Origin of the sequence: Hydrogenophaga sp., assembly GCF_035481345.1 — a bacterium.
GTDB lineage: Bacteria > Pseudomonadota > Gammaproteobacteria > Burkholderiales > Burkholderiaceae_C > Hydrogenophaga.
The window spans coordinates 14090-35094 of the sequence record NZ_DATIGV010000018.1 but is presented as its reverse complement, the minus strand read 5'-3'; the positions used below and the strand labels follow the sequence as shown (position 1 = coordinate 35094).

Genomic DNA, 21005 nt, shown 5'->3' with positions numbered 1-21005 from the left:
GGCAGGCGGATTGCGCCGCCGATGACGCGTTTCGCTTGGTTACAGGGGGGTGTAGTAGCGCCGCCGCATCCGCCAAACGGAATACCGTACGGGGGTATCTGTCAAGCCGCCGGTCGTTCAGTTGCTGCGGGCCGCGTGCAATTCATCACGTGTTTTGAGGGCCGCGGCGCGCGCCGCCGTGGCGAAGTCCTCGCGAGACGAGGCGTAGAGGATGGCGCGCGAGGAGTTCACGATGATCGGGCCCGTGATGGTGTTGCCTTGCGCGCGCAGGCCCGCGCGCACGGTGGCGGCGGCGTCGCCGCCCTGTGCGCCCACGCCGGGGATGAGCAGCGGCAGCGTGGGCGCGATCTCGCGCACGCGCGCGATCTCCGCCGGGTAGGTGGCGCCCACCACCAGGCCCAACTGGCCATTGAGGTTCCACGGTCCCTGCGCGAGGCGCGCAACGTGCTCGTACAGCAGCGGGTCGCCGTCGACGGTGGACAGGCGCTGCGCCTGCAGGTCGTCGCCGCCGGGGTTGGAGGTGCGGCACAGCAGGAAGGCGCCCTTGCCGTGGTGGCGCAGGTAGGGCTCGACCGAGTCGAAGCCCATGAAGGGCGAGAGCGTGACCGCGTCGGCGCCGTAGCGTTCGAAGGCCTCGATGGCGTACTGCTCGGCGGTGGCGCCGATGTCGCCGCGTTTGGCGTCCAGGATCACCGGCACGCCGGGCGCGGCGCGGCGCATGTGGGCGACGAGCTTTTCCAGCTGTTCCTCGGCGCGGTGCGCCGCGAAGTAGGCGATCTGCGGCTTGAAGGCGCAGGCCAGGTCGGCCGTGGCGTCGACGATGGCGGCGCAGAAGTCGTAGATGCGCGCAGCGTCGTTCTTCAGGTGCGCGGGGAATTTGGCGGGGTCCGGGTCCAGGCCCACGCACAGCAGGCTGGCGTTGTCGCGGGTGGCGGCCTGCAACTGGTCGATGAAGGTCATGGGCCGGGATTTTAGGTTGGGGGCATCGGGCACCTCCGCCCAGGCGGTGGTTTGAACAATCGTACGATCGCTGGCATGCATTCGATCTCCCGCCAGCACCTGACCCTGCTCGTCCTGCTCACCCTGGTGTGGGGCATCAACTGGCCGATCATGAAGATCGGCATCACCGCCTACGAACCGCTCAGCTTTCGCGTGCTGAGCATGTGGATCGGCCTGCCGGTGCTGGCCGGGGTGCTGTGGTGGCGCAAGGCTCCGTTCCGCGTCGCGCGGGAGCACTGGGGCGAACTGGCCGGGCTCACGGTGACGAACATGCTGTTCTGGCACACGCTGGCGGTGCTGGCGATCCAGTCGCTGTCCAGCGGGCGCGCGGCCATCCTGGGCTACACCATGCCGGTGTTCTCGGCGATCGTGGGCGCGGTGTGGTTCGGCCAGCGGCTGCCACTGCGTGCCTGGGGCGGCGTGGCGGCGGCCGCGCTGGGCGTGCTGCTGCTGTTGTGGCACGAATTCGTTCGCCTGTCGGGCGCACCGATGGGGGTGTTGATGATGCTGGTGGCCGCGGCCGTGTGGGCCCTGGGCACGCAGCAGATGCGCCGCACCACGCTGCCCTACAACACGCTCACCATGGCCTTCTGGATGACCGTGCTGGCCACGCTGTGGATGAGTGTGCTGGCCTGGCTGTTCGAGCGCGAGGCCTGGGGCGTGACGCCGGGCCCGGTGGTGTGGGCGGCCATCGCCTACAACGCGCTGGGGGTGTTCGCCTTCGCACAGGTGGCCTGGCTGGTGCTGGCGCGCGGCCTGCCGCCGATTGCCTCCACGCTGAGCGTGATGATGATTCCGGTGCTGGGTGTGTTCAGCGGCGCCTGGATGCTGGACGAGGTACTGCACTGGCAGGATTGGGCGGCGGTGGCGCTGATCATGCTGGCGATCGCGGCGGTGCTGTGGCCGGGCAAGGCCGCTGCCACCGGGCAGCCCGCGGGGGCGTCAAACCAGCCAGGGACGTAGCGCGGCGAGCCCTCAGCCACCCGTCCAGCCTTCCCACAGTGCTCGACCCTTGCGCCATTGCCGGGGCCACCACCCGCTGCGCAGCCGCGCCAGACGGCCGCTGGCCTGCAACGCGTCGCGCTCTGCCCGCAACTGGTGCAGCACGGCCATGCACGTGGTGTAACCCCGCAGCGTCCAGTCCCAGTAGATGGGGTGGCGCAGCAGGGCGCCGGCGACCAGTTCGTCCAGACTGAGGACGCGCTGGCGTCGTCGCAGCGCCGGCGCGTCCTGCTCGGTGTCGGTGGTCAGGCCCCAGCCGGCATAGAAGGGCAGGCCATGGGTGACCACGCGCTTGCCGCGCAACAGGGCGTCGAAGCCGGTGAGCGAGGTCATGGTGTGCAGCTCATCGCAGGCCTCGATGCAACTCACCACGCCCAAGCCGGTTTCCACGTGGTCGGCCCAGCGCCGGGCCTCGGCCGGGGGCAAACGGCCCGGGCGGTTGCCGCTCGCGACGTCGGGGTGCGGTTTGTAGACGATCCAGGCCTCGGGGCAGGCCGCGCGCGCGGCGGCCAGCAGCGCGGCGTTGCTTCGCACCCGGGTGCAGCCCAGGCGCACGGACGCGTCGTCCTCGACCTGGCCCGGCACCAGCACCACGCGCCGGCGCCCGGCGGACCAGTCGGCGCGGGTGCGCGGCTCGTGGTTGTACTTGCTGAGGCCGTGCTCGACGATGAAGGCGCGCACGCGCGCGGCCTCGGCCAATTCTTCCCGGTCGAAACGGGTGGTCTGCAGCAGGGTCTCCAGCGCGCTGGGCGTTGAGGGGTCGATATGCAGACCCTGAGCGTCCAGCACCAGGGAGCGTGGGCGGATCAGGTCGGAGCCCAGGCCGACCGAACGCAGGAAGCCGTCCTCGATGCGCACCAGCCCGGCGCCGCTGCGCCGCGCCAGATCGGTCAGGCCGGGCGGGGGCGTGGCGCCCCAGGCGAGCAGGCGGTCGGCGGGCGTGGGGCCGAGGGCGGTGGCGGCGGCCGCGTCCGGCACGAAGCGCAGTTCGCCCACGCAGGGCGCCAGCACGGGGCGCAGGTGCGCCTGCTTCCAGCGCCGAAAGCCCACAGCGATGAGGCGCTCGCCGCGCCAGGGGAGGGCGTCATCCACGGTGGCGCTCCGGCAGGAATCCGGCCAGGCGGCGTTGGCGCGCCAGCCAGTCGATCGCATCGAAGACCGTGCCGGGAGCGTGCGTCTCAGGGTTGAGGTAGCGCGCATACCGCAGATAGGCCGCGACGAACAGTTCATCCACGCTGCGCGCACGCGTGCGGCGCTCGCAGCGCTGCCGGTCCCGCGTGGCGCCCCAGCCGGCGTACCAGGGCATGCCGAAGCAAAACACCGGCCGGCCGGCCAGCAAGGCTTCGAAGCCCAGGGTGGAACTGACCACATACACCGCGTCCATGTGTCGCAGCAGGCTCAAGGGTTCGATGGCCTGGCGCAGCACCACCAGGCGCTCGCCATCGTGCAGCCGTGTGTAGTGGCCCTGGCGGCGACCGGTCAGCGCCTGCGGGTGCGTTTTGACGTAGACCGTGGCGCGGGGGTTGTTGGCCAGGGCCGCCGCCAGCAGATCGGTGAAGGTGTGCTCGCTGGCGCCGCCCAATGCGATGCTCAGATCGCCTCGGGTCTGGTCCACCACCAGCACGCGCTGCACGTCGTCGGGGCGCAAGAGCGGGCGACCCAGCACGGCCTGCACCTGCGCCATCGGCGGGGCGTGGTTGTACTTGCTCAGGCCGTGTTCGAGGATCAGCGCGCGGGCCCGCGCGGCGTCCCGGGCGGCACCCCCACCGAGCAGATCCTCCTCGCTGGCCAGCAGCCGCTCGAGCGCGCTGGGGCAGGTGCTGTCGTAGTGGATGCCGATGTCGTCCAACACCAGGGACACAGGCGGGTGCTGCCGCCCGGGTTGGAACGAGCGCAGAAAGCCGTCTTCCAGCGCCAGGAAGGGGCAAGCGCGGGCGGCCGCCACCTGGCGGGCGCGCAGGGCATGCCGGCTGCGGCCCCAGCCCACCGTGGCGTCCAGCGCGCCGCGGGGCCGCCACCAGCAAGGCACCACCTCGGCTTGCAGAAAGGCGTCCAGCATGGGCATGCGCCTCAGCCCCCGGTTGAACACGCCCACCCGCTTCATGTGATCAGCCGCTGGATCAGCTCGATGCGGTGCGCCCAGGTGTGGTTGTGGCGGATGTATTCCGCGCCAGCGAGGGCGCGGTCGCGGTCGCGCCGGGACAGGCCGTCCCGGTGCAGGCGTTCGAACACTGCGCGGCATTGCTCCTCGTCGTGCACCACCTCGCAGAAGTCGCGGAAATGGCGGTCCACCGATGGCGAGGGGTTGGTCACCGCCAGGCTGCCGCAGGCAATGATCTCGAGCAGCCGGCGCGAAAACATGGTGGGCGAGTCGTCCACCGTGTTGACGTTCAGCGACACCAGGTGCCGGCGGTAGATGTCCGCGGTGGCCTCGTGCGGCACTTTGGGGCGCACATCGAGCCAGGGCAGGGCGGGGAAGCGGTAGTCGGGGTTGCGGCGGTTCGAGTTGCGGTCGAACACCGTGAGGCCCAAGGGCTCGGCCGCCCGGAACATCCGGTTTTGCCACTCGCGGCGACGGGCGTGCACGTGGTGGCTGTAGCTGCCGGCGAAGCAGGCGCGTCGCTGCGTCGGGCCCTGCGGGTCGGGGCGGTGCAGGCTGGGCTCGATGGCGAAGGGCATCACCCCCAGCCTGACCTGCGGGCCCAGGCGCTCGCGGTAGCGGGGAAGGCAGTTCTCGTCCACGGTCAGCACGACGTCGAACAGCGACGCGCTGTCGATGAACCGATCGAAATGCGCCCCGTCTTCCTTGTTCCAGAAGACGGTCGTGATGCCCGCCGATCGGGCCTGCGACACGAGCCTTTGCAGGGCTTGGTTATTGCGGTGCGGGGCCTGCGGGTACGCGGCGATCCGGTAGCGCCAGTCGTCGTAGACGCCGCGCCAGGCGGACTCCACCAGCAGGAGGTTCGCGTCGCACAAACGGGTAGCGCGCCACACGCGGGGCGCATGGATGTAGCGCACCGGGAAGGCCCGACGAAGCGAGGCGTGGGTGAGGTCGTCCGCCACGAGCGCGATGTGGATGCCGGGCGCGCGCGCGGGCGCAGGGGCGACCGGTCTGGTCAGGCCGCCGAGCCAGCGCTGCGCCATCGCGGGCAAGGCTTGGGCGAAGTCCATCTCGTCGTCGTGCTCAGGTGATGTGCGCCACCAACTGCCGAGCCAGGGCCCGGTAGTAGCGCTCGTCGTAGTGGTACGGCGTAAAGTCCCACAGGTGCTGGCCACCCGCCAGCATGTGCCCGGGTTCCGGGCCGCCGATGGACTCGAACGGGACGCAGGCACTTTCCAATGCCGAGAACGCCGCACGCATGATCTGGTTGTTCAGTTCAATGAGTTTCGCGAATGGCGAATCGGAGAAGCTCTGGATGTTCTGATCCTTGTCCAGGTAGCCATCCGCCCATTGAGCGCGATGCAGGAACACCGAGGAGCAGATGCCGTGAATACGTTCGAGGAACGGCTTGGCGGCCCATCGCCGAAGGGCCACGGCCGTCTCGTTCCACGGGCGAACCACGGCGTGTTCGACGCCGGCCCGTTCGAAAGCTTTGATCATGGGGCCGCTGGCGGAGAACACCGAGCCTTGATGCAGTATCAGGCCCAGGCGCTCGTCGATCAGGTCGGCGATGACAATGTCGGGTCGCGAAGCCTCAAGGCGATCCCACAGGGACTTGTCCAAGTCGTAGCGCGCACGCTTGTTTTCAAAGCTGTCCTGAGGAATGCTCAAGCGTGAATCCGTGTTGGGCAACGACTGAGCCGACGCCAAGGAGCTTCGCGCCGAGTAGAAGCACACTTCGAACGAACCGAGATGGGTCTTCTGCCGTTCGAACAGATCTCTGGTCACGCAGGAGCCGAGAATCGCCACCCGGACCTTGGCCTTGCCCCGCGCGGCCGGATTGCGGCGGGTGGCCTGGCGCTCGAGTCGCCGCTGCCTGGCCCGCAGCATGTCGATGTCCGTTTCACCTGCGCTGGCGGGCCCCTGTTCATGCCGCAGCCCGTGGGTCGCTTCTCGCAATGCCTGACGCACCAGCGCAAGTTGCTCCAGGCACTTGTATGGCATGCCGACGGGCGCGTGCAACATTGCCCGTTTGAGCGACTCCACCTTGCGGCGGTCCAGGCCGAACTGCCGCGACACGTCGTCGGACATCTCGAACCTGGCCGTGTCCTTCAGGATTCTCGCGCGGGCACCGAAGTAGTTGGAATCGCTCAGCTGGTGCCTGGTGTAGAGGTACAAGGGTTCACTGTCCGTGACGCCGATGTAGTTGGCCGAGATGTTCTGATCGCTCAAGGTTTCGCAGATCGTTTGGCACGCGTAGCTGGAGACCACGAGAGGCGCGTCGCCGGGACATCGGTCGACCAGCGACAGGCCCAACGCGAGGAGTTCGTGTTGTACCGGTCGCACCACGCCGTCGGTGGGCAGGTACTCGAGGCCGTTTTGCAGCGCGATGACGCAGGCTCGGTCGCTACCGACATCGGCCAATGCCGCTTGCTGGATGCGATGGACCGCACTGACGTGCAGGCAATCGTCGTCGTCGATCCTGCTGGTGACCAGTACCTCACACGGCGTCGATCGGGCGATCCGGTGGGCGGTGATGATGATCCTGGCGTAGTCGTCGACCTCATGCAGGACAAGACCGCGCACAAGGTCCTTCAGGCCCTCCAGGCGCATGCGATGCAGATTGGGCAGGCGCTGGTCGATGAAGACGTGCCATTCGAAGTTGGGGTTGGTCTGCGCCGCGAGCGACACCGCGACCGTGTGCTGCAGAATCTCCAGGCGGTAGGTCAGCCACAGCTCGTCGGTGATACCGACGCCGAAATTGGTGAAGATGAGGTGTTTAAGCATGGGAAGGCTGCGGGGCCAGCACGCGCATTTCGGCCTCGATGATTTGCGACTTGCTGCGCGAGCGCCTGACGTTCAGGGGGGCCTGTGACGAAAGCCGGGCGAACAACCGCTCGTCCTTGACGAGGGCCTCGATTGCGTTGGCCAGGTCGTCCGCCGATTCGGGCCGACACAGCAGGCCGGAGTCCTTGTCCACGAACTCCGGCACGGCGGCCACCGCGCTGGTGACGGCCACCAGACCCGACGCCATGGCTTCGTCCCGGGAGACGCCCTGGGTGTCCATGCGCGTGGGGCACAGGAAGACGCCGTATTCCTTGTGCAACGCCGCGATCTCGGCGTGGTTCAGGAAGCGCTGTTCGATGATCACATTGCCGAATGGCCTCAGCGGCGCCACCGTCGACTCGAACAGCTGGCCGTCGCCGATGAGCCGGAATTCCAGTTCCTGGAAGAAGGGCCGGGTCGACAGTTTGAGAATCGCCGCGACCGTCTGGTCGTTCGCGTAGGTGCGTGAGGTGTAGGGCCGGATCGAGAGGATCTTCTTGCGCTGCGCGGCTGGTTTGGGCTGGTAGCTGAAGAGCTCGGTGTCGACCGGGTTGTGAATGACGTGGTGGGCTTCAGGCGGCAGGCGAAAGCCCAGGTCCTGCATGACTTCGTCGGCGAAGTGGCGCGACACGAAGACCAGTTTCAACCGGGCCGGCGGCGGGTTCAGCAAGCCGCGCCAGAACGCCGTGCGCACCTCGCTCTGGGCCTGGGCGGCATGGCGCTCGGCGTCGGTGTCGTAGTTGAAACTGCGCCGGTGCCAGGGCTGGATCTCGGACCCGTGCACCCAGACGGTGGTGGGCATTCGGTCCACGTGGTGCTTGAGCACCTCCCACATGGCCGGCTCCAGGAAATGCACCAGAACACCCTTGTAGCGACCCGATTCCAGCAGCTTGTGCAGAGCCTCCTGCGAGCCGGTGATCACGTCCACGTCCTGGTACTCGTGGTACGACAAGGCCTGGTCGGGACGCAGCCGGAACACGTCCACCGGCAGCCCACGTTCGCGGTACGCCATGACGCGGCTGTGCACGAAGCCGTTGCGGTACAGGTCGTCGTAAGAGGCGTAGTGGTTGGTCACCAGGAGGTATTCGGCGCGCCCCAGCACGGTGGCGGGACGCAGCGTGCGATGCCCCAGCACCAGGGCGTTGACGCAGGCCTCGCCGCTGCCATAGACACGCAGGCCCAGGCGTATCCACTCGGTGCCGGCCGGCACGGCGACCTCCTGGTTGCGGTTGGCGGCTTTCACCGCGCTGCTGATGCGCTGCTTCTGCGCGTCCAGGAAGAGGATGACGAACTGCAGGTTGAGGCCGGGCGTGACGTCCAGGTGGAACTTCAATGGCCGCTGCGGCCCGAAGAAGTCGGGCCTGAAGTCGGACGCGGAGTACAGGTAGTCGTGCTTGCCGTCGCCCAGTCGGGACGCCACTTCCCAAACATGGCCTGCCACCCGCAACTGGTAGGCCTTGCCGCCGGGGGGCTTGAAGTGCGCCGCCAGCTCGGCGCCGCGGAGCCGGGGCGCGCTGTCCACGGCCGCAGGCTCGGGGGGCAGGGCCTCGGCGTGCGCCAGCAGTGCCGGCCAGTCCAGACCCTCGTGCAGGTCCCGCAGATCGTTCACGGCGGCTGGTACTTGCGGCGCAGACGCACCGTTCATGCAGTAGTTGAACTCGTCGACCGCGAGCATCTCCGCCTTGACCAGCACGCGTGTGTGCATCGAGGTGAGCCAGTCGTACAGGGCGAGGTCAGCCATGTCGGTCACGTTCACCAGGGCGCAACGCGCCGGCAGCTTCGTGGCGGGGCGGTACTGCGCGCCCTCGTTGACCAGGATCAGCCCGCGACCGGGGGACCACACGTGGTGCGTCTGCTTGCCGATGGCGCGCGCCTGGCTGTATCGGGTGGCCAGTGCCAAGTCCAGCGCGTAGTGAGGGCCGTGGTAGTCGTCGGGCACGATGCCCGCCACCCAGGGCGATGCGGTGGCGAGATCGCCCATCGTGAGTTCCTCCAACTCGCGCATGCGCAAGGCGCGTACGCGCGGGTGAGGGGGCGGGAGGTGTTCGGCCGGGAAGTCGTCGGGCACCGCCAGCAGCAACTGGCATTCGATGCCGCGCTGGCGTTCGAAGCTGGCCAGCAGCGAGGCGAGTTGCACCGGGGTCCTGGCATGGCCGGTCAGTGTCACGCTGGGCAACAGGCTGGCCGGTTCGTCGCCCTGACCGCCGCGCGCCTTGCCCACCACGTAGGCCAGGCGGTCCTCGTAGGTGTGGTCGCGCATCACCTTGCGCAGGCCGGCCAGGCGGAACTTGCGTTCGCTCGCCGGATCGCCGCACAGGCTGCGCAGCCGGCGCACGATCTCGGGGCCGCTGTCGGTGGTCACCACGAGATCGCCGAAGAGCAGGCGGATGCCGCGCGAGTAGTTGCTGATGGTGACGGTGTTGGAGGCCAGCAGTTCGAACACGCGCCGCGCAAACATGCTCTGCGACTGCTTGATGGAGTTCAGGTTGATCGCATAGCGGTAGCCCTTGTAGGCGCGATCGATCTGATCGAAGGGCAGGGTGCCGACGATGAAGGGCTGGTAATCCGGCGGGAACTGGTAGTTCGGATCGTTTTTGCCGAAGTTGCGGTCGTAGATTTCCACCGCTCGGTAAGCGGGTAGGTCGGCCATGAAGTTGCCCAGGTCGCGCGTGCGGTCCGGGTAGCGCACGTAGTAGGCGCCGGCAAAGCAGAAGGCGTCCTTGCGCGCGTACTTCTCGATCGGGTTCGAGGCCTGGGGTTGGCAGGCGAAGGGCAGCAGGTACACGCGCTCGTGCCCCAACGCGGCCTTGTAGCGCGGGATGCAGTCGATGTCGGTCGTGAAGATGTGGTCGAACAGGCGGGCCGTGTTCAGGAAGGTCTCGAAATGGATGGGGTCTTCCTTGTTCCAGAACACCGTGGGAATCTGCCGTGAACGGCACCACTGCAGAATGGCCGTGACCTCGTCGCCCAGGTGGGCGACCTTGCTGCCCCACCGGTCGTCCTTGCCGCGCCAGGCCGATTCGATGAACAGCAACTCGGGCTGGAAACCGTCCAGCTCCTGTTGCCATTCGCCCACCGACAGCGAGAGCAATTGGCACTCGGGCGCATACGAGCTGAAAGTGAACTCGTCCATGATGCACGCGACCTTGAGTGCTTTCAGGTCGCGTCCCAGCCCATGGCGGGGTGCCGACAAGGTGGCCGGCAGCGGTTGATCGCTCCTTCGGGCAGCGGAATGGACAGGCGCGCGTGCCGCGGGGCGGGGCGGGTACGCCGACAGGCGACGCTCGTTGTGCGCCTGGGCGGCCCGCCGCTGCCGCCCCTCGCGGTACAGCGCCCAGAGTTGGACGGGCAGGCCCAGGACGGCGCGCAGGGAACCGAAACCGTGCAACAGGGCGTACCCCAGGCGAAAGGACATCATGGCCCTTGTGCGGGCCACCTGGTTCCGCGCACCGAGCACCTCCTGGTCGTTGCGCTCCAACTGCCGACGCAAGGCCGCGAGAGATTGGCGCTCGCGCAGCACCTGCTCGGTGAGCCTGTCGATGTGCTGACGTTGGCGCTGACCCGCGGTGCGTTCCGCGGCCAGCAGGCGATGGAGTTCGTCAAGCTCGGCCCGATGCCGTTCCTGCAGGCGCTCCAGGTCGGCCTTCAGCGCCCGCAAGGTTTGACCCCGATCCGGCGCCATGCCGGATTCGCGGGTGAGGGCGTCGATCGGTCGATCCACGGCACTCAGTTGGTGCGCAGCAGACCGACCGTGTCCACCACGGCGTCGTGCCGCCGCAGGCGCTCCCGCAGCGCCTCGAATGCCTGGTGGGCGACGAGAACCACCACCACGTCGGCGCGCTCGATCGCCTCAGCGGGTGACACGAGGGCCTGGTGGGCAAGCGATGGCGGTACGTCGGCGATGTGGGGTTCGGCGATCCACAGCGTGCGCCCTTGCTGGCTCAGCGCCCGCGCAATCTGCATGGCGGGACTCTCGCGAAGGTCGTCGATGTTGGGCTTGAAGGCCAGGCCCAGCACCGCCACGCTGGCGGACTCGCGTTTGCCCGTGGCGTGGACGGCCCGCGCCACCTGTTCCAGCACCCATTCGGGCTTGTGGTCGTTGACCAGCCGGGCCGTGTGGATGAGGCGGGCCTGTTCGGGCGCGCTGTCCACGATGAACCAGGGGTCGACGGCAATGCAATGCCCACCCACGCCGGGACCGGGGGTCAGGATGTTCACGCGCGGGTGCCGGTTGGCCAGCGGGATCAGTTCCCACACATCGATGCGCAACCGGTCGCAGATGAGCGAGAGCTCATTCGCGAAGGCGATGTTCACGTCGCGGAAGCTGTTCTCGGTGAGCTTGCACATTTCGGCCGTGCGGGCGTTGGTCACGATGCACTGGCCTTTCACGAAAACCTGGTACAGGGCCACCGCCATGTCGCTCGCGCGTTTCGTCAGGCCACCGATCACGCGGTCGTTGCTCACGAGTTCGCGCACCACCTGGCCGGGCAGCACGCGCTCGGGGCAGTACGCGACCTGCACGTCGGCCTGTTCTCCGGCCGCCGCGGGAAAGCTGAGGTCGGGTCGCGCGGCGGCCAGCCAATGGGCCAACTGCTCCGTTGCGCCGACGGGAGAGGTGGATTCCAGCACCACCAGATTGCCCTTGGCGAGCACCGGTGCGATGGCCTGGGCCGCCGCCTCGATGTAGGACAGGTCGGGCCGGTGGCCGTCCTTGAACGGCGTGGGCACCGCGATCAGGAAGGCCTGCGCGGGTTCGGGCGTGAGCGAGGCCCTGAGGTGGCCGCTGTTCACCGCCGCGTGCACCAGTTCATCGAGTTCGGGTTCGACGATGTGGATGCGCCCGCTGTTGATGGTCTCGACCACGTGGGGGACGACGTCGACACCGGTGACGCACACGCGGCGCGAGGCGAATAGTGTGGCCGTGGGCAGGCCGATGTAGCCCAGGCCGATCATGCAGATGTGGTCAAACAAGGGCGGCCTCTCGGCTGGTGGGAATGGAAGAGGGCTCGTCGAAGCGAGGGGCGTGGGCGGCGTTGACCAGTCCGTACCGAAGGGCGACGGCCTGCACGATGCGTTCGGCGGCCTTGCCGTCGCCATAGGGGTTCATGGCCCTGGCCATGCGCTGGTAGGCGAGTTCGTCGTCAAGCAGCCGATTCGCTTCCGCGCCGATGCGCTCGATGTCCGTGCCCACGAGGCGCACGGTGCCCGCCTCGACGGCCTCCGGCCGCTCGGTGGTGTCGCGCATCACCAGCACGGGCTTGCCGAGCGAGGGCGCCTCTTCTTGCACACCGCCCGAGTCGGTGATGATCAGATGCGAGCGGTTCATCAGGTGCACGAAAGGCAGGTAGTCGAGCGGCTCGATGAGGTGCACGTTTGACGCGTCGCCCAGGATGCGCCGCACCGGTTCCTGAACGGACGGGTTGAGGTGCACCGGGTACACGATCTGGATATCGGGGCGCTGGCTCAGGCGCTTGAGTGCCTGGCAGATGCGCTCGAAGCCGTCGCCGAAGTTCTCGCGGCGATGGCCGGTGACGGTGACGAGGCGGCGTGCGCCGTCCAGGAAGGGGAATCGCGCGGCCATTTGCTCGCGCAAAGCCGGCGTGCGCCGCAGCGTATCGGCCACGTGCTGGAGCGCGTCGATCACGGTGTTGCCGGTGACCCAGATGTCGTCCGCTACCACGTTCTCGGTCAGCAGCGCTTCTCGAGCGCGGGCCGTTGGCGCGAAATGCAGGCGAGCCAGCCGGCCGACGACGCCGCGATTCATTTCCTCTGGCCAGGGGGACAGGGGGTTGCCGGTGCGCAGGCCGGCTTCCACGTGGCCCACGTCGACCTTTTCGTAGAAGGCCGCCATGGCGGCGGCCATGGTCGTCGTGGTGTCGCCATGCACCAGCACCAGGTCGTAGCGGCCTTGGCGGAGCACCTCGCGCAGGCCCAGCAAGATGTTGCTGGTGACGTCGGTCAGGTCCTGGCCGGGTCGCATGATGTTGAGGTCGTGATCGGGCTGGATGTCGAAGAGCTTGAGCACCTGATCCAGCATCTGGCGGTGCTGGCCCGTCACGCAGACGTGTGACTGGATGCCCGGCACGCGCTGCAGCGCCAACACCACCGGCGCCATCTTGATGGCTTCAGGGCGGGTGCCGAAAACGCTCAGGACCCGGAGGGGGTGGTTGCGGGGCGCGAGAGCGCCTTCATCTTTGTGCAGATACATCATTTGATTCCCAGGACGACCCCGGCGGTGATGGCGATTTGCGAAAGGATCCGGGTGAGGTCCAGGGCGAACTGGCGGTTCTTCTGGTCCACCTTGGGCAGCACGAGGACCTGGTCGCCGGGGTTCACGGGCGTGGCCTCGCTAAGGTGGCGCGCCTCACTCTGTTCGTAGCTGCCGTCCACGCGGGCCAGCACCACGCGGGAGTGATCGGCGTTCTGCGTGAAGCCGCCGGCGCGCTGGATGTAGTCGCCCAGGGAGAGGCCGCTCTGGTGCACCACGGCGTTGGGGAACAGCACCTCGCCGTTGACCAGCACCAGGCCGTCACGTGTGGGAACGCGCAGCACGTCGCCGTTCTCAAGCAACAGGTCATCGCGCTTGGGGTCGCGGGCGACGAGCACCTGTCCGAGCGGCTCGACCAGGCGCGCGCGTTCCACCCACTGCAGCATCAGCTTGGCTTCCTGCTCGCGCAGCTTGGCTTCTTCGCCGCTGCCGCTGCGCGCGGTCAGCAGCGAGGCTTCGAGACTGCGCAGGCTGGTGGACAGCAGCTCCTTCTGGCGCAGCTTTACGCTCTGGCGAAAGAGCTGCAGGTTCTGCGGCTGTGACCGCTCGTTGAGGCGGATGCGCGAGAACACGTCGCCGAGCCGGCTGCCGTACGGCAGCACATATTCCTGGGCGCTGTCGTGTTCGCCTTCGACCCGCACGGTGATGGTGCCGGGCTTCTTGTCGGCCGTGAATTCCAGTTCGTCGCCATTGGCCACCGACACGCTGCCCGCTTCGCTGAGGGGGTGGTAGTCGGTGTGGCGCACGGTGCCGGTGTTGCGCGTGATGCGCACGTGGGTAGCGGCGGCCTGCGGGCGGGCCAGGGCGACGAAGTCGGCCACGGTGCGCTCGGTGCCACTGAACTCGAAGCGTTTCGGGTTGGCCGCGAGCCCGCCCACGCGCACGGTGTTCTGGCGCGGCGGCACGAAGATGACGTCGCCGCTGGCGAGCTGCAGCGCGGGCAGCCGGCCGTCGAGCAGGAAGTCGTAGAGGTCGACCCGACCGCGCAGCGCGCTGCCGCGGCGCACCTGCACGTCGAGGAAGCTGCCGCGCTCGGGGTCGATGCCGCCCGCCTGGTCGAGATAGTGCAGCAGGCTGTCCATGCTGGTGCCGCTGTACTGCCCGGGGCGCGACACGAAGCCGCTCACGAACACGCGCACCGGCTGCGCGTCGGCCAGGCTGGCGTAGCTGGACACATTGGTGCGGTAGACGCGGCGCACTGCAGCCTCGACGGTCTGTTGCAGGTCGGCGTTGCGCACGCCGCGCACCGGCACGGGGCCCACGTTGGGCAGGAAAACGTTGCCCTGGGGGTCGACCACCAGCGGCGCATCGAAACTGAAGGCGCCCCACAGCCGCAGTTGCAGCGTGTCACCGGTGGCAATCACGTAGTCGGGGTTGAACAGCGCGGCGCCCTCGCGCGCAAAGGCGCCGGTGAAGAGTTCGGCGCCGAAGACCTCGCTGTCGCGGGGGGCTGAGGCAGCGGGCGAAGGCTTCACGCGAGGCACGGCGGGCAGCGGCGCCGCGCGTGCGGTGGCCGCGTCGCCCAACACGGGTTCGAATGCGCTTGGGGTGGCCGCGTCCGCCAGTGGCGCGCAGCACAACGCGCCGGTCAGCCACAGGGCGGAGAAGGAAAGCGGGGGGCGTGAGGGACGCATGGGAACGGTCTCAGTCCTGGTGGTCGCGCACGATGGTGAGCAGGAGTTGCAGCACGCCCGCGACCAGCAGCGTGCCCAGCGCGTACGCAATGGCGTTGAACAGCCGGTGTGGCCGATCGGGGTATTCGGGTAGACCGGCCGACTGCAGCACCTGCACTTGCTTGAGCGTGCGTGTGGCGTCGACCCGGCCACGCTCCAGCGAGACCAGCGCGGTGTTGAGTACCTGGTTGGCGAATTCGGCGTCGGCCTGCAGGCGCTGGTACTCGGATAAGGCGGCATTGAGCGTGCCGCCCTGCGGCGAGGTGAGTCGCTCGCGCTCGCGTCGAATTTGCTGCTCCACGGCAGCGATCTGTGCGTTTACCTCGACGAGCTGGCTGGCGCCGGGCTGCAGGAAGGTGGCCATGCCGCCACGCCGGGTCTGCAGCTCGGCCAGTTGCGTTTCGAGGCGGGCCACGATGGCTGCGATGCTGTCGGCCGCGGCCTGGGGCGAGGCCATGCCCTCGCGGTTCTGGAAAGCCAGCAGCGTGGCCCGGGTGGCGGCCGCGCGCTCGCCGAGTTCGTGCACCTGCCGTTCAAGAAACCGCACCTGGTCCTGCGCGAGCTGGTGCCCCAGGGCGTTCATATGGCGTTCTCCCTCAGCCAGCAGCGCTGCCGTGATGGCCTGGGCCATCTGCGGCGTGTAAGCCTGTGCGCGGATGACCAGGACACCCGCGAACTCGTCCATCTCCACGCTCACACGGCGCAGGAAGTGGCGGTGCAGGCGTTCAATGGGCGCTTGAGCGTCCCACAGGCGAGACAGGAGGTCGCCGTTGCCGCTGTAGTGGGCACGCAGCCCGAGCGCGCCGTTCAGCTGGCGCAGCATGTCGAGGGAGCGCAGGTGGTCACGCAGCAGCAACTGATCGGTGCGGTTGTTGGCGCTGCCACCGAAGAGCGTGGCGAAGTCCATGGCTTGCCCACCCGACAGGTCGGACCGGGCGAGTACCACGCGGGCTTCGGATTCATAGCGATCGGCCGCGAGCAGCGCCCAGTACGCCGTGCTGAATGCGATGGACAGCGCAGCCATCCACCACAGGCCGTGATGACGCCAAGAGCGTGGAAAGGAAAATGTTTTCATGCCGACAGGCTTTCCTGATACGCCGCGAGGGCGTCGTCGATGCGGTCGAACCAGTGCGCCTGGCCTTCGTGCAGCCAGATGCCCGCGGTGCAGAACTCCCTCAGGGTGGCGGCGCTGTGTGAAGTCATGATCAGTGCGGCCCTTCCGGCCAGGTCGGCGAAGGCGCGGCGGGTCTTGGCCTGAAAGGCCGCGTCGCCGGTGCTGGTGACTTCGTCGGAGATGTAGACGTCGAAATCGAAGGCCAGCGACAGCGCGAACAGCAGGCGCGATCGCATGCCACTGGAATACGTCTTCACGGGCGCGTCGAAATGCACGCCTATGTCGGCGAAGGACTGGATGCGTTCCATGCGCTCGGACATGTCATGCCCTTGCCCATACAGCCGGCAGAGGAAGCGGGCGTTCTGCCGGCCGGTCAGCGAGCCTTGCAAGCCGCCGCCGAAGCCCATGGGCCAAGACACGCGCGAGTGGCGACGCACGCTGCCGCGCGTGGGCCGGTCGATGCCGCCGATGAGGCGCAGCAGGGTGGATTTGCCGGCGCCGTTGCGCCCGATCACGCCAACGTTGGTGCCCATGGGCAGCGTGAGGTCCACGCCCCTCAACACCCAGGGCCCCGGCCCATGATCGGTGAGGTAGCGCTTGTGCACATCGAGGATTTCGATCACAGCGTCACCAGACGATGGCGGAACCGCAACTGCAGTGCGAGGCCGAAGAAGAGAAGCACCAGCGCACAGGCCATCAGATAGGCCAGGCTCAGCTCGGGGGCGTGGTGGTAGTAGTCTGAAATACCGGCGCGTGCGCCTTCCACGCCGTGCGCGATGGGGTTGAGCATGAACGCGCTTCGCCAGGACGGCGGGAGGCTGGACAGCGGAAAGAACGCACCCGATATGAGCGCCGTTGGCACCATGAACACGTTCAACACGTGGCTGAATTCGGGCACCAGTTCGCCTGCGACCGAGGCAGCGAGTGCCCATCCCAGCGCCAGCAGCCACAGGCCTGCCACGGACAAGAAGCAGGTCAGCGCATCATCCGTTCCGATGGGCCGCCCCATCAGGGCCAGACCCATCGCGACCAGCGCCGCCGTGACGACCATGAGCAAGGCCTCCAATATGCAGCGCACCAGCACGGTATCGACGGGCAAGACCTGTCGATAGGCGTAGAGCGCCTGGTTCGCATTGACGGCTGCGACACCCTGGATGGCGCAGCGGCGGAACACGAAGAAGGCGAGCAAGCCGCTGGTGAGCCAAATCGTGGTGTCCATGCCACCGATCGCTCGGGCGTGGAAGGCGCTGAAGAAGCCGGCCATGAACGCGATGTAGGCCAAGGGCTCGACCAGCAGCCACAGCCATGCCGCGCGTTTGCCGAACAGGCGCGCCACCGCCTCTCGAAGCAGCAGCGCATGCCACACCGCGAGCGTGACCCGCCAGGGAGAGCGAGGGCGCAGCTTCACAGGACGACAGCTCCAGGCTGGCGCCGCGTACCCCAATTGAGCGGCGCGTGACGGGGGGCATAGAGATCACACGGCACTTGCGTCAGGGTGATCAACTGCCGCAGGAACTGCTGCACCAGGGCGGGTTCGGGCGCCCGGGCGCCGCGCCAGAAGCTGTCGAGCTCGTCCATGTGGCACAGGCCGGGGCGGCGGTACACGGCATCGCCCAGCACCATCAGTGGCCGGTGCTGGCGCAGGGCGATCAGCCCCACCGTGCTGTTCACCACGACGACGCCGAGTGCTTGCCGGACCAGGGCCGCCGTATCGCCCTCGTGCAGATGCACCACCCGCCGAGCCACACCGAGGCGCTCGGCCACCAAGAGCACGGCGCGTTCGGTTTCGCGGTGCCCCCGGGACCATGGGTGCTGGCGCACGACCAGCAGGGCGTCGGCGGGGGCGTGCCGGGCGAAGGAGGCGAGCACCTTCGCCACGCTTTGCTGCACGGTGCTGAAGGGGCTGTGGGCGGTGATCTGGGCGTCGCCTTCGTTCTGCAGTGGGAAAAAGAAGTAACGCTCGCGCGCGAGGCCGGCCACGGCGCGGGCGTCTTCGCGGTGGTGGCGCAGCCAGCGCCAGCCCGTGCGCACCCAGTGCGCCACATGCGGGCGCAGGCGGTCGGATCGGTGGTGGACGTAGTGGGGGTTGAGCGGTGGCAGCAAGCCCAGCGCAAGGTAGTGGCGAACCGCGTGCCAGGCCATGCGGGCGGCAAGGCCAGCAGGCGCGTCCGAGCTCGGCCAGACCGGCTCGTCTTCACCGGGCCCGCTGCACCAGCGGTAGCGGTCCAGCGTGGTGGAGTGGCCGTTGACGCCCTCGAGCTCGACGGTGGCGAAGCCGGGGCGAACGTAGCCTTCTTCCAAGACGACGGCGGGAACGCCGGCCCGTCGCGCCGCCTCCAGGGCGGCGACGTGGTGCGGACGGGACTGGCCGAACAGCGCGACACAGTCAATGCCGTGGGAGGCCATCAGGCGGCCCAGGAAGCCGGGCCAATCCTCCAGCGTGCCGCGAAACACCAGGGGTTCGAGGGCCTGGCAGTCCAGGCGGTCGCCGGCCTGGAAGACGACGCGGTGCACCTGTGCCCCCCGGCCCAGGAGCCACTGGGCCAGACGGTCGAAGAACGGCCCCACCGGGCCTTGCAGCAGCAGGACGCGGGACGAATGCGCCAGCCGGGCGAGGGCCGGGTTGTCCGCCACGAGGCGTGGCGAAGGCGGCGCGAGGCGGTGAGGTTCGTTCGGGGCTGTCACCAGCGAGAGCACGGCAGACTCCAAAGAGGGAGTGTTTCGCCGGGCTCGTCAGCTCATCGGGCCTCGCTGGAGCAAGGTCTCACCGTGTGATTGGAGTGGCAGAAACGAATACCTGGGTATTGTTTCTGCTCACTTGATCAACACAAATACTCAAAAAGAATTATTTATAGAGGTCCATCGCCAGGCACAGATCCGCCCAGGCCTTGGCCTTGTCCACCGGTGTGCGCAGCAGGTAGGCGGGGTGGTAGGTCACGATCACCGGCACGCCCTCGTAGCGGTGCACGCGCCCGCGCAGGCGGCCGATGGGCTCGGTCGTCTTGAGCAGCGACTGCACCGCGAAGCGGCCCATGGCGATGATGAGCCTGGGCTTGACCAGCGCCACCTGGCGCGAGAGGAAGGGCTCGCACTGCACCACTTCCTCGGGCGCGGGGTTGCGGTTGGCCGGCGGGCGGCACTTCAGCACGTTGGCGATGAACACGCCGCGCGCGTCCTCGGCCTGGCGGTCGCGCCCGCAGGCGCGCAGCATGGCGTCAAGCAACTGGCCCGCCGGGCCCACGAAGGGCTGGCCCTGGCGGTCTTCCTGTTCGCCGGGGGCTTCGCCCACGATCATCCAGTCGGCCTCGGTGTGGCCGACGCCGAACACGGTGTTGCGCCGCGATTCGCACAGGCCGCAGGCGCGGCAGCCGGCGACGGCCTCGCGCAGGGCGGGCCAGTCGAGTTGCGCGATGTCGGCGCGCGCGGTGACAGGGGGGGTGATCGGCGCGGGCGCGGTTGTGGCGGGCGCCAGGGCGGCCGGTTCGCGCGGCGGGGACGTGCGCGCGGGCGGTTGGGCCGGCGTGGGTGCCGCCACGGGGGGGGCAGCCAGGGCCACTGGCGCACGCGCCGCGGCCGGCGTCCAGACCTTCACGCCCATTTCCGCGAGCATCGCGCGCTGGCGGGCGTCGAGTTCGCGCACCCAGTCGTCGGCCGTGCCGGTCTCGTTCATGGCGTCGGCTCCGCTGGGTCCAGTCCCAGTTGCATCACGATCGCGTCCTCGCGCTGCAGCGTGGAGAGCGGGTAGTAGCCGCGCCGCACGCCCACCTCGCGAAAGCCGTAGCGTTCATAGAGGCGGCGCGCGGGTGCGTTGCTCTGGCGCACCTCCAGCCACAGCGCGCGCGCGCCCTGGCCGCGCGACCACAGCGCCAGTGCGTCGAGCATGAAGCGCGCCCAGCCCTGGCGCTGGTGCGGCGGGTTCACGGTGATGTTGAGCAGGTGCACTTCCTCCACGCCGGGCATGGCCACGAAGTAGCCGAGCAGCCAGCGGCCGTCCGGCCGCGAGGGGCGGGGCGTCTCGCCCGTGCGCGCTTCGCCCACCAGCATCACGGCCGGGTAGCCGGCCTGCAGCGAATCCCGGAAATGCCGCGGCGACCAGGGATGGCCGTAGGCGCTGGTCTCGACCGCGTGCACCGCGTCGAGGTCGGCCTCGGTCATGGGCATGAAGGCGATGGCGCGTGCATCCGCCTCCAGCGGCACCGGCAGGGTGTCCATGGGCGCAGGCCACAGGCCGGCGGTCCACGCGGGCAGGGCGTGCGTCATGCCTTGGCCTCGCGTTCGGCCGTGGTGCGCGCGACCTTGTCACGCACGTACAGCGGCAGGGCGTCGCTGGCACCGACCGCCGCACCCTGCGCCATCAGCGCGGGCGCCAGCCGCAGCAGGGCGTCGGCCGTGGGCAGCGCGTGGCGCCGGCGGCCCGGCGCGTCGCTCAGGGCTTCGGCGTAGACGCCGAAGGCATTGCCCGCGAGCAGGGTGCGGTCGTCGTCCGCGAAGCCCTGCTCGCGCAGCCAGCCGGCCAGGTCGGCGGGCGCGCACAGCCTCGGGGGAGCGATGGCGCGCAGGCCGCCACCCTCGAGTGCGTAGGCCGCAAAGTAGAGCTCTTCCATGCGCGCGTCGAGCAGCGCGACGATGCGCGCGGGCGCGGCCCGTCCTTCGGCGGCGTCGTCGGCGCGGGCCTGTTCGGCCAGGGCCAGCAGGGTGTCCAGGGGCAGCACGGGCAGGCCCCGCGGGTGACGCGGGCCGCGCGTGCCGTAGGCCAGGCCCTGGGCCACCGCACAGGCCGTGCGCAGGCCCGTGAAGGAGCCGGGCCCACGGCCGAAGGCGATGGCGTCGAGTTCGTCCAGCGAGAGGCCGGCCTCGGCCAGCAGGCGCTGCACCTGCGGCAACAGCTCGGTGGAGGCCTGTGCGCCGCCCGGGCCCTGGAAACGGTGCGCAGCCTCGTCTGCCCGGCCGGTGCCCAGGGCCAGCGAGAGGGTGTCGGTGCTGGTCTCGATGGCCAGGAAACACGGGGCGGCAGGCATCGGG

The 21005-nt window shown here is 68.8% G+C and carries 17 protein-coding genes; 1 reads left to right on the top strand and 16 read right to left on the bottom strand.

Annotated features, from left to right (window positions below; genetic code table 11):
* Window positions 1–117: 117 nt before the first annotated feature.
* Window positions 118–960 (bottom strand): orotidine-5'-phosphate decarboxylase, encoded by an 843-nt coding sequence (pyrF, locus tag VLG41_RS01230; protein ID WP_325347577.1) that lies wholly within the window; start codon window positions 958–960, stop codon window positions 118–120.
* Between the two features lie 75 nt (window positions 961–1035).
* On the opposite strand from pyrF, the gene VLG41_RS01225 reads away from it, so the two are divergent.
* A complete protein-coding gene (locus VLG41_RS01225; RefSeq protein WP_325347576.1) occupies window positions 1036–1962 on the top strand; it encodes a DMT family transporter in 927 nt (308 codons plus the stop codon).
* A gap of 12 nt (window positions 1963–1974) precedes the next feature.
* On the opposite strand, the gene VLG41_RS01220 is transcribed toward VLG41_RS01225, so the two are convergent.
* From VLG41_RS01220 to tsaB, 15 genes are all read right to left on the bottom strand, one after another.
* Window positions 1975–3093 (bottom strand): hypothetical protein, encoded by a 1119-nt coding sequence (locus VLG41_RS01220; protein WP_325347575.1) that lies wholly within the window; start codon window positions 3091–3093, stop codon window positions 1975–1977.
* Entirely contained in the window at window positions 3086–4060 is a 975-nt protein-coding gene (locus tag VLG41_RS01215; protein WP_325347574.1) for a hypothetical protein, read from the bottom strand. Before VLG41_RS01215 ends, VLG41_RS01220 begins: the two co-directional genes overlap by 8 nt.
* Window positions 4061–4101: 41 nt before the next feature.
* Window positions 4102–5172 (bottom strand): CgeB family protein, encoded by a 1071-nt coding sequence (locus VLG41_RS01210; protein ID WP_325347573.1) that lies wholly within the window; start codon window positions 5170–5172, stop codon window positions 4102–4104.
* Between the two features lie 13 nt (window positions 5173–5185).
* Window positions 5186–6889 carry a DUF6270 domain-containing protein gene (locus VLG41_RS01205; RefSeq protein ID WP_325347572.1) on the bottom strand — a complete coding sequence of 568 codons (1704 nt, stop codon included), beginning with the start codon at window positions 6887–6889 and terminating at the stop codon, window positions 5186–5188.
* Window positions 6882–10649, bottom strand: a complete 3768-nt coding sequence (locus tag VLG41_RS01200) for a glycosyltransferase family protein (protein WP_325347571.1) — start codon at window positions 10647–10649, stop codon at window positions 6882–6884. The genes VLG41_RS01205 and VLG41_RS01200 overlap by 8 nt, the downstream gene beginning before the upstream one ends.
* 5 nt (window positions 10650–10654) lie before the next feature.
* Window positions 10655–11881, bottom strand: coding sequence for a UDP-N-acetyl-D-mannosamine dehydrogenase (gene wecC, locus VLG41_RS01195; protein ID WP_325347605.1), 1227 nt, complete (start codon window positions 11879–11881; stop codon window positions 10655–10657).
* A 10-nt stretch (window positions 11882–11891) separates the two neighbouring features.
* Window positions 11892–13136, bottom strand: a complete 1245-nt coding sequence (gene wecB / locus VLG41_RS01190) for a non-hydrolyzing UDP-N-acetylglucosamine 2-epimerase (RefSeq protein ID WP_325347570.1) — start codon at window positions 13134–13136, stop codon at window positions 11892–11894.
* Window positions 13136–14830, bottom strand: a complete 1695-nt coding sequence (locus VLG41_RS01185) for a polysaccharide biosynthesis/export family protein (RefSeq protein WP_325347569.1) — start codon at window positions 14828–14830, stop codon at window positions 13136–13138. Before VLG41_RS01185 ends, wecB begins: the two co-directional genes overlap by 1 nt.
* A gap of 10 nt (window positions 14831–14840) precedes the next feature.
* Entirely contained in the window at window positions 14841–15893 is a 1053-nt protein-coding gene (locus VLG41_RS01180) for a chain-length determining protein (RefSeq protein WP_325347568.1), read from the bottom strand.
* A gap of 47 nt (window positions 15894–15940) precedes the next feature.
* On the bottom strand, window positions 15941–16606 hold the full coding sequence (locus tag VLG41_RS01175; protein WP_325347567.1) for an ABC transporter ATP-binding protein: 666 nt from the start codon (window positions 16604–16606) through the stop codon (window positions 15941–15943).
* Window positions 16603–17391: an ABC transporter permease gene (locus VLG41_RS01170; protein WP_325347566.1), complete on the bottom strand. Its 789-nt coding sequence runs from the start codon at window positions 17389–17391 to the stop codon at window positions 16603–16605. The genes VLG41_RS01175 and VLG41_RS01170 overlap by 4 nt, the downstream gene beginning before the upstream one ends.
* Window positions 17388–18617 (bottom strand): capsular biosynthesis protein, encoded by a 1230-nt coding sequence (locus VLG41_RS01165; protein WP_325347565.1) that lies wholly within the window; start codon window positions 18615–18617, stop codon window positions 17388–17390. Before VLG41_RS01165 ends, VLG41_RS01170 begins: the two co-directional genes overlap by 4 nt.
* A gap of 211 nt (window positions 18618–18828) precedes the next feature.
* Window positions 18829–19653, bottom strand: a complete 825-nt coding sequence (locus VLG41_RS01160) for a uracil-DNA glycosylase (protein WP_325347564.1) — start codon at window positions 19651–19653, stop codon at window positions 18829–18831.
* Window positions 19650–20195, bottom strand: a complete 546-nt coding sequence (rimI, locus tag VLG41_RS01155; protein WP_325347604.1) for a ribosomal protein S18-alanine N-acetyltransferase — start codon at window positions 20193–20195, stop codon at window positions 19650–19652. The genes VLG41_RS01160 and rimI overlap by 4 nt, the downstream gene beginning before the upstream one ends.
* Window positions 20196–20239: 44 nt before the next feature.
* Window positions 20240–21001, bottom strand: a complete 762-nt coding sequence (tsaB, locus tag VLG41_RS01150; RefSeq protein ID WP_325347563.1) for a tRNA (adenosine(37)-N6)-threonylcarbamoyltransferase complex dimerization subunit type 1 TsaB — start codon at window positions 20999–21001, stop codon at window positions 20240–20242.
* Window positions 21002–21005: the final 4 nt, after the last annotated feature.

What these genes read in the sequence shown, in the direction of transcription:
- tsaB (WP_325347563.1), bottom strand. Translation starts at nt 21,001, where the DNA reads ATGCCTGCCGCCCCGTGTTTCCTGGCCATCGAGACCAGCACCGACACC.
- wecB (WP_325347570.1), bottom strand. Translation starts at nt 13,136, where the DNA reads ATGTATCTGCACAAAGATGAAGGCGCTCTCGCGCCCCGCAACCACCCC.
- VLG41_RS01180 (WP_325347568.1), bottom strand. Translation starts at nt 15,893, where the DNA reads ATGGCTGCGCTGTCCATCGCATTCAGCACGGCGTACTGGGCGCTGCTC.
- VLG41_RS01225 (WP_325347576.1), top strand. Translation starts at nt 1,036, where the DNA reads ATGCATTCGATCTCCCGCCAGCACCTGACCCTGCTCGTCCTGCTCACC.
- rimI (WP_325347604.1), bottom strand. Translation starts at nt 20,195, where the DNA reads ATGGACACCCTGCCGGTGCCGCTGGAGGCGGATGCACGCGCCATCGCC.
- wecC (WP_325347605.1), bottom strand. Translation starts at nt 11,881, where the DNA reads ATGATCGGCCTGGGCTACATCGGCCTGCCCACGGCCACACTATTCGCC.
- VLG41_RS01160 (WP_325347564.1), bottom strand. Translation starts at nt 19,653, where the DNA reads ATGAACGAGACCGGCACGGCCGACGACTGGGTGCGCGAACTCGACGCC.
- VLG41_RS01205 (WP_325347572.1), bottom strand. Translation starts at nt 6,889, where the DNA reads ATGCTTAAACACCTCATCTTCACCAATTTCGGCGTCGGTATCACCGAC.
- pyrF (WP_325347577.1), bottom strand. Translation starts at nt 960, where the DNA reads ATGACCTTCATCGACCAGTTGCAGGCCGCCACCCGCGACAACGCCAGC.
- VLG41_RS01210 (WP_325347573.1), bottom strand. Translation starts at nt 5,172, where the DNA reads ATGGACTTCGCCCAAGCCTTGCCCGCGATGGCGCAGCGCTGGCTCGGC.
- VLG41_RS01185 (WP_325347569.1), bottom strand. Translation starts at nt 14,830, where the DNA reads ATGCGTCCCTCACGCCCCCCGCTTTCCTTCTCCGCCCTGTGGCTGACC.
- VLG41_RS01215 (WP_325347574.1), bottom strand. Translation starts at nt 4,060, where the DNA reads ATGCTGGACGCCTTTCTGCAAGCCGAGGTGGTGCCTTGCTGGTGGCGG.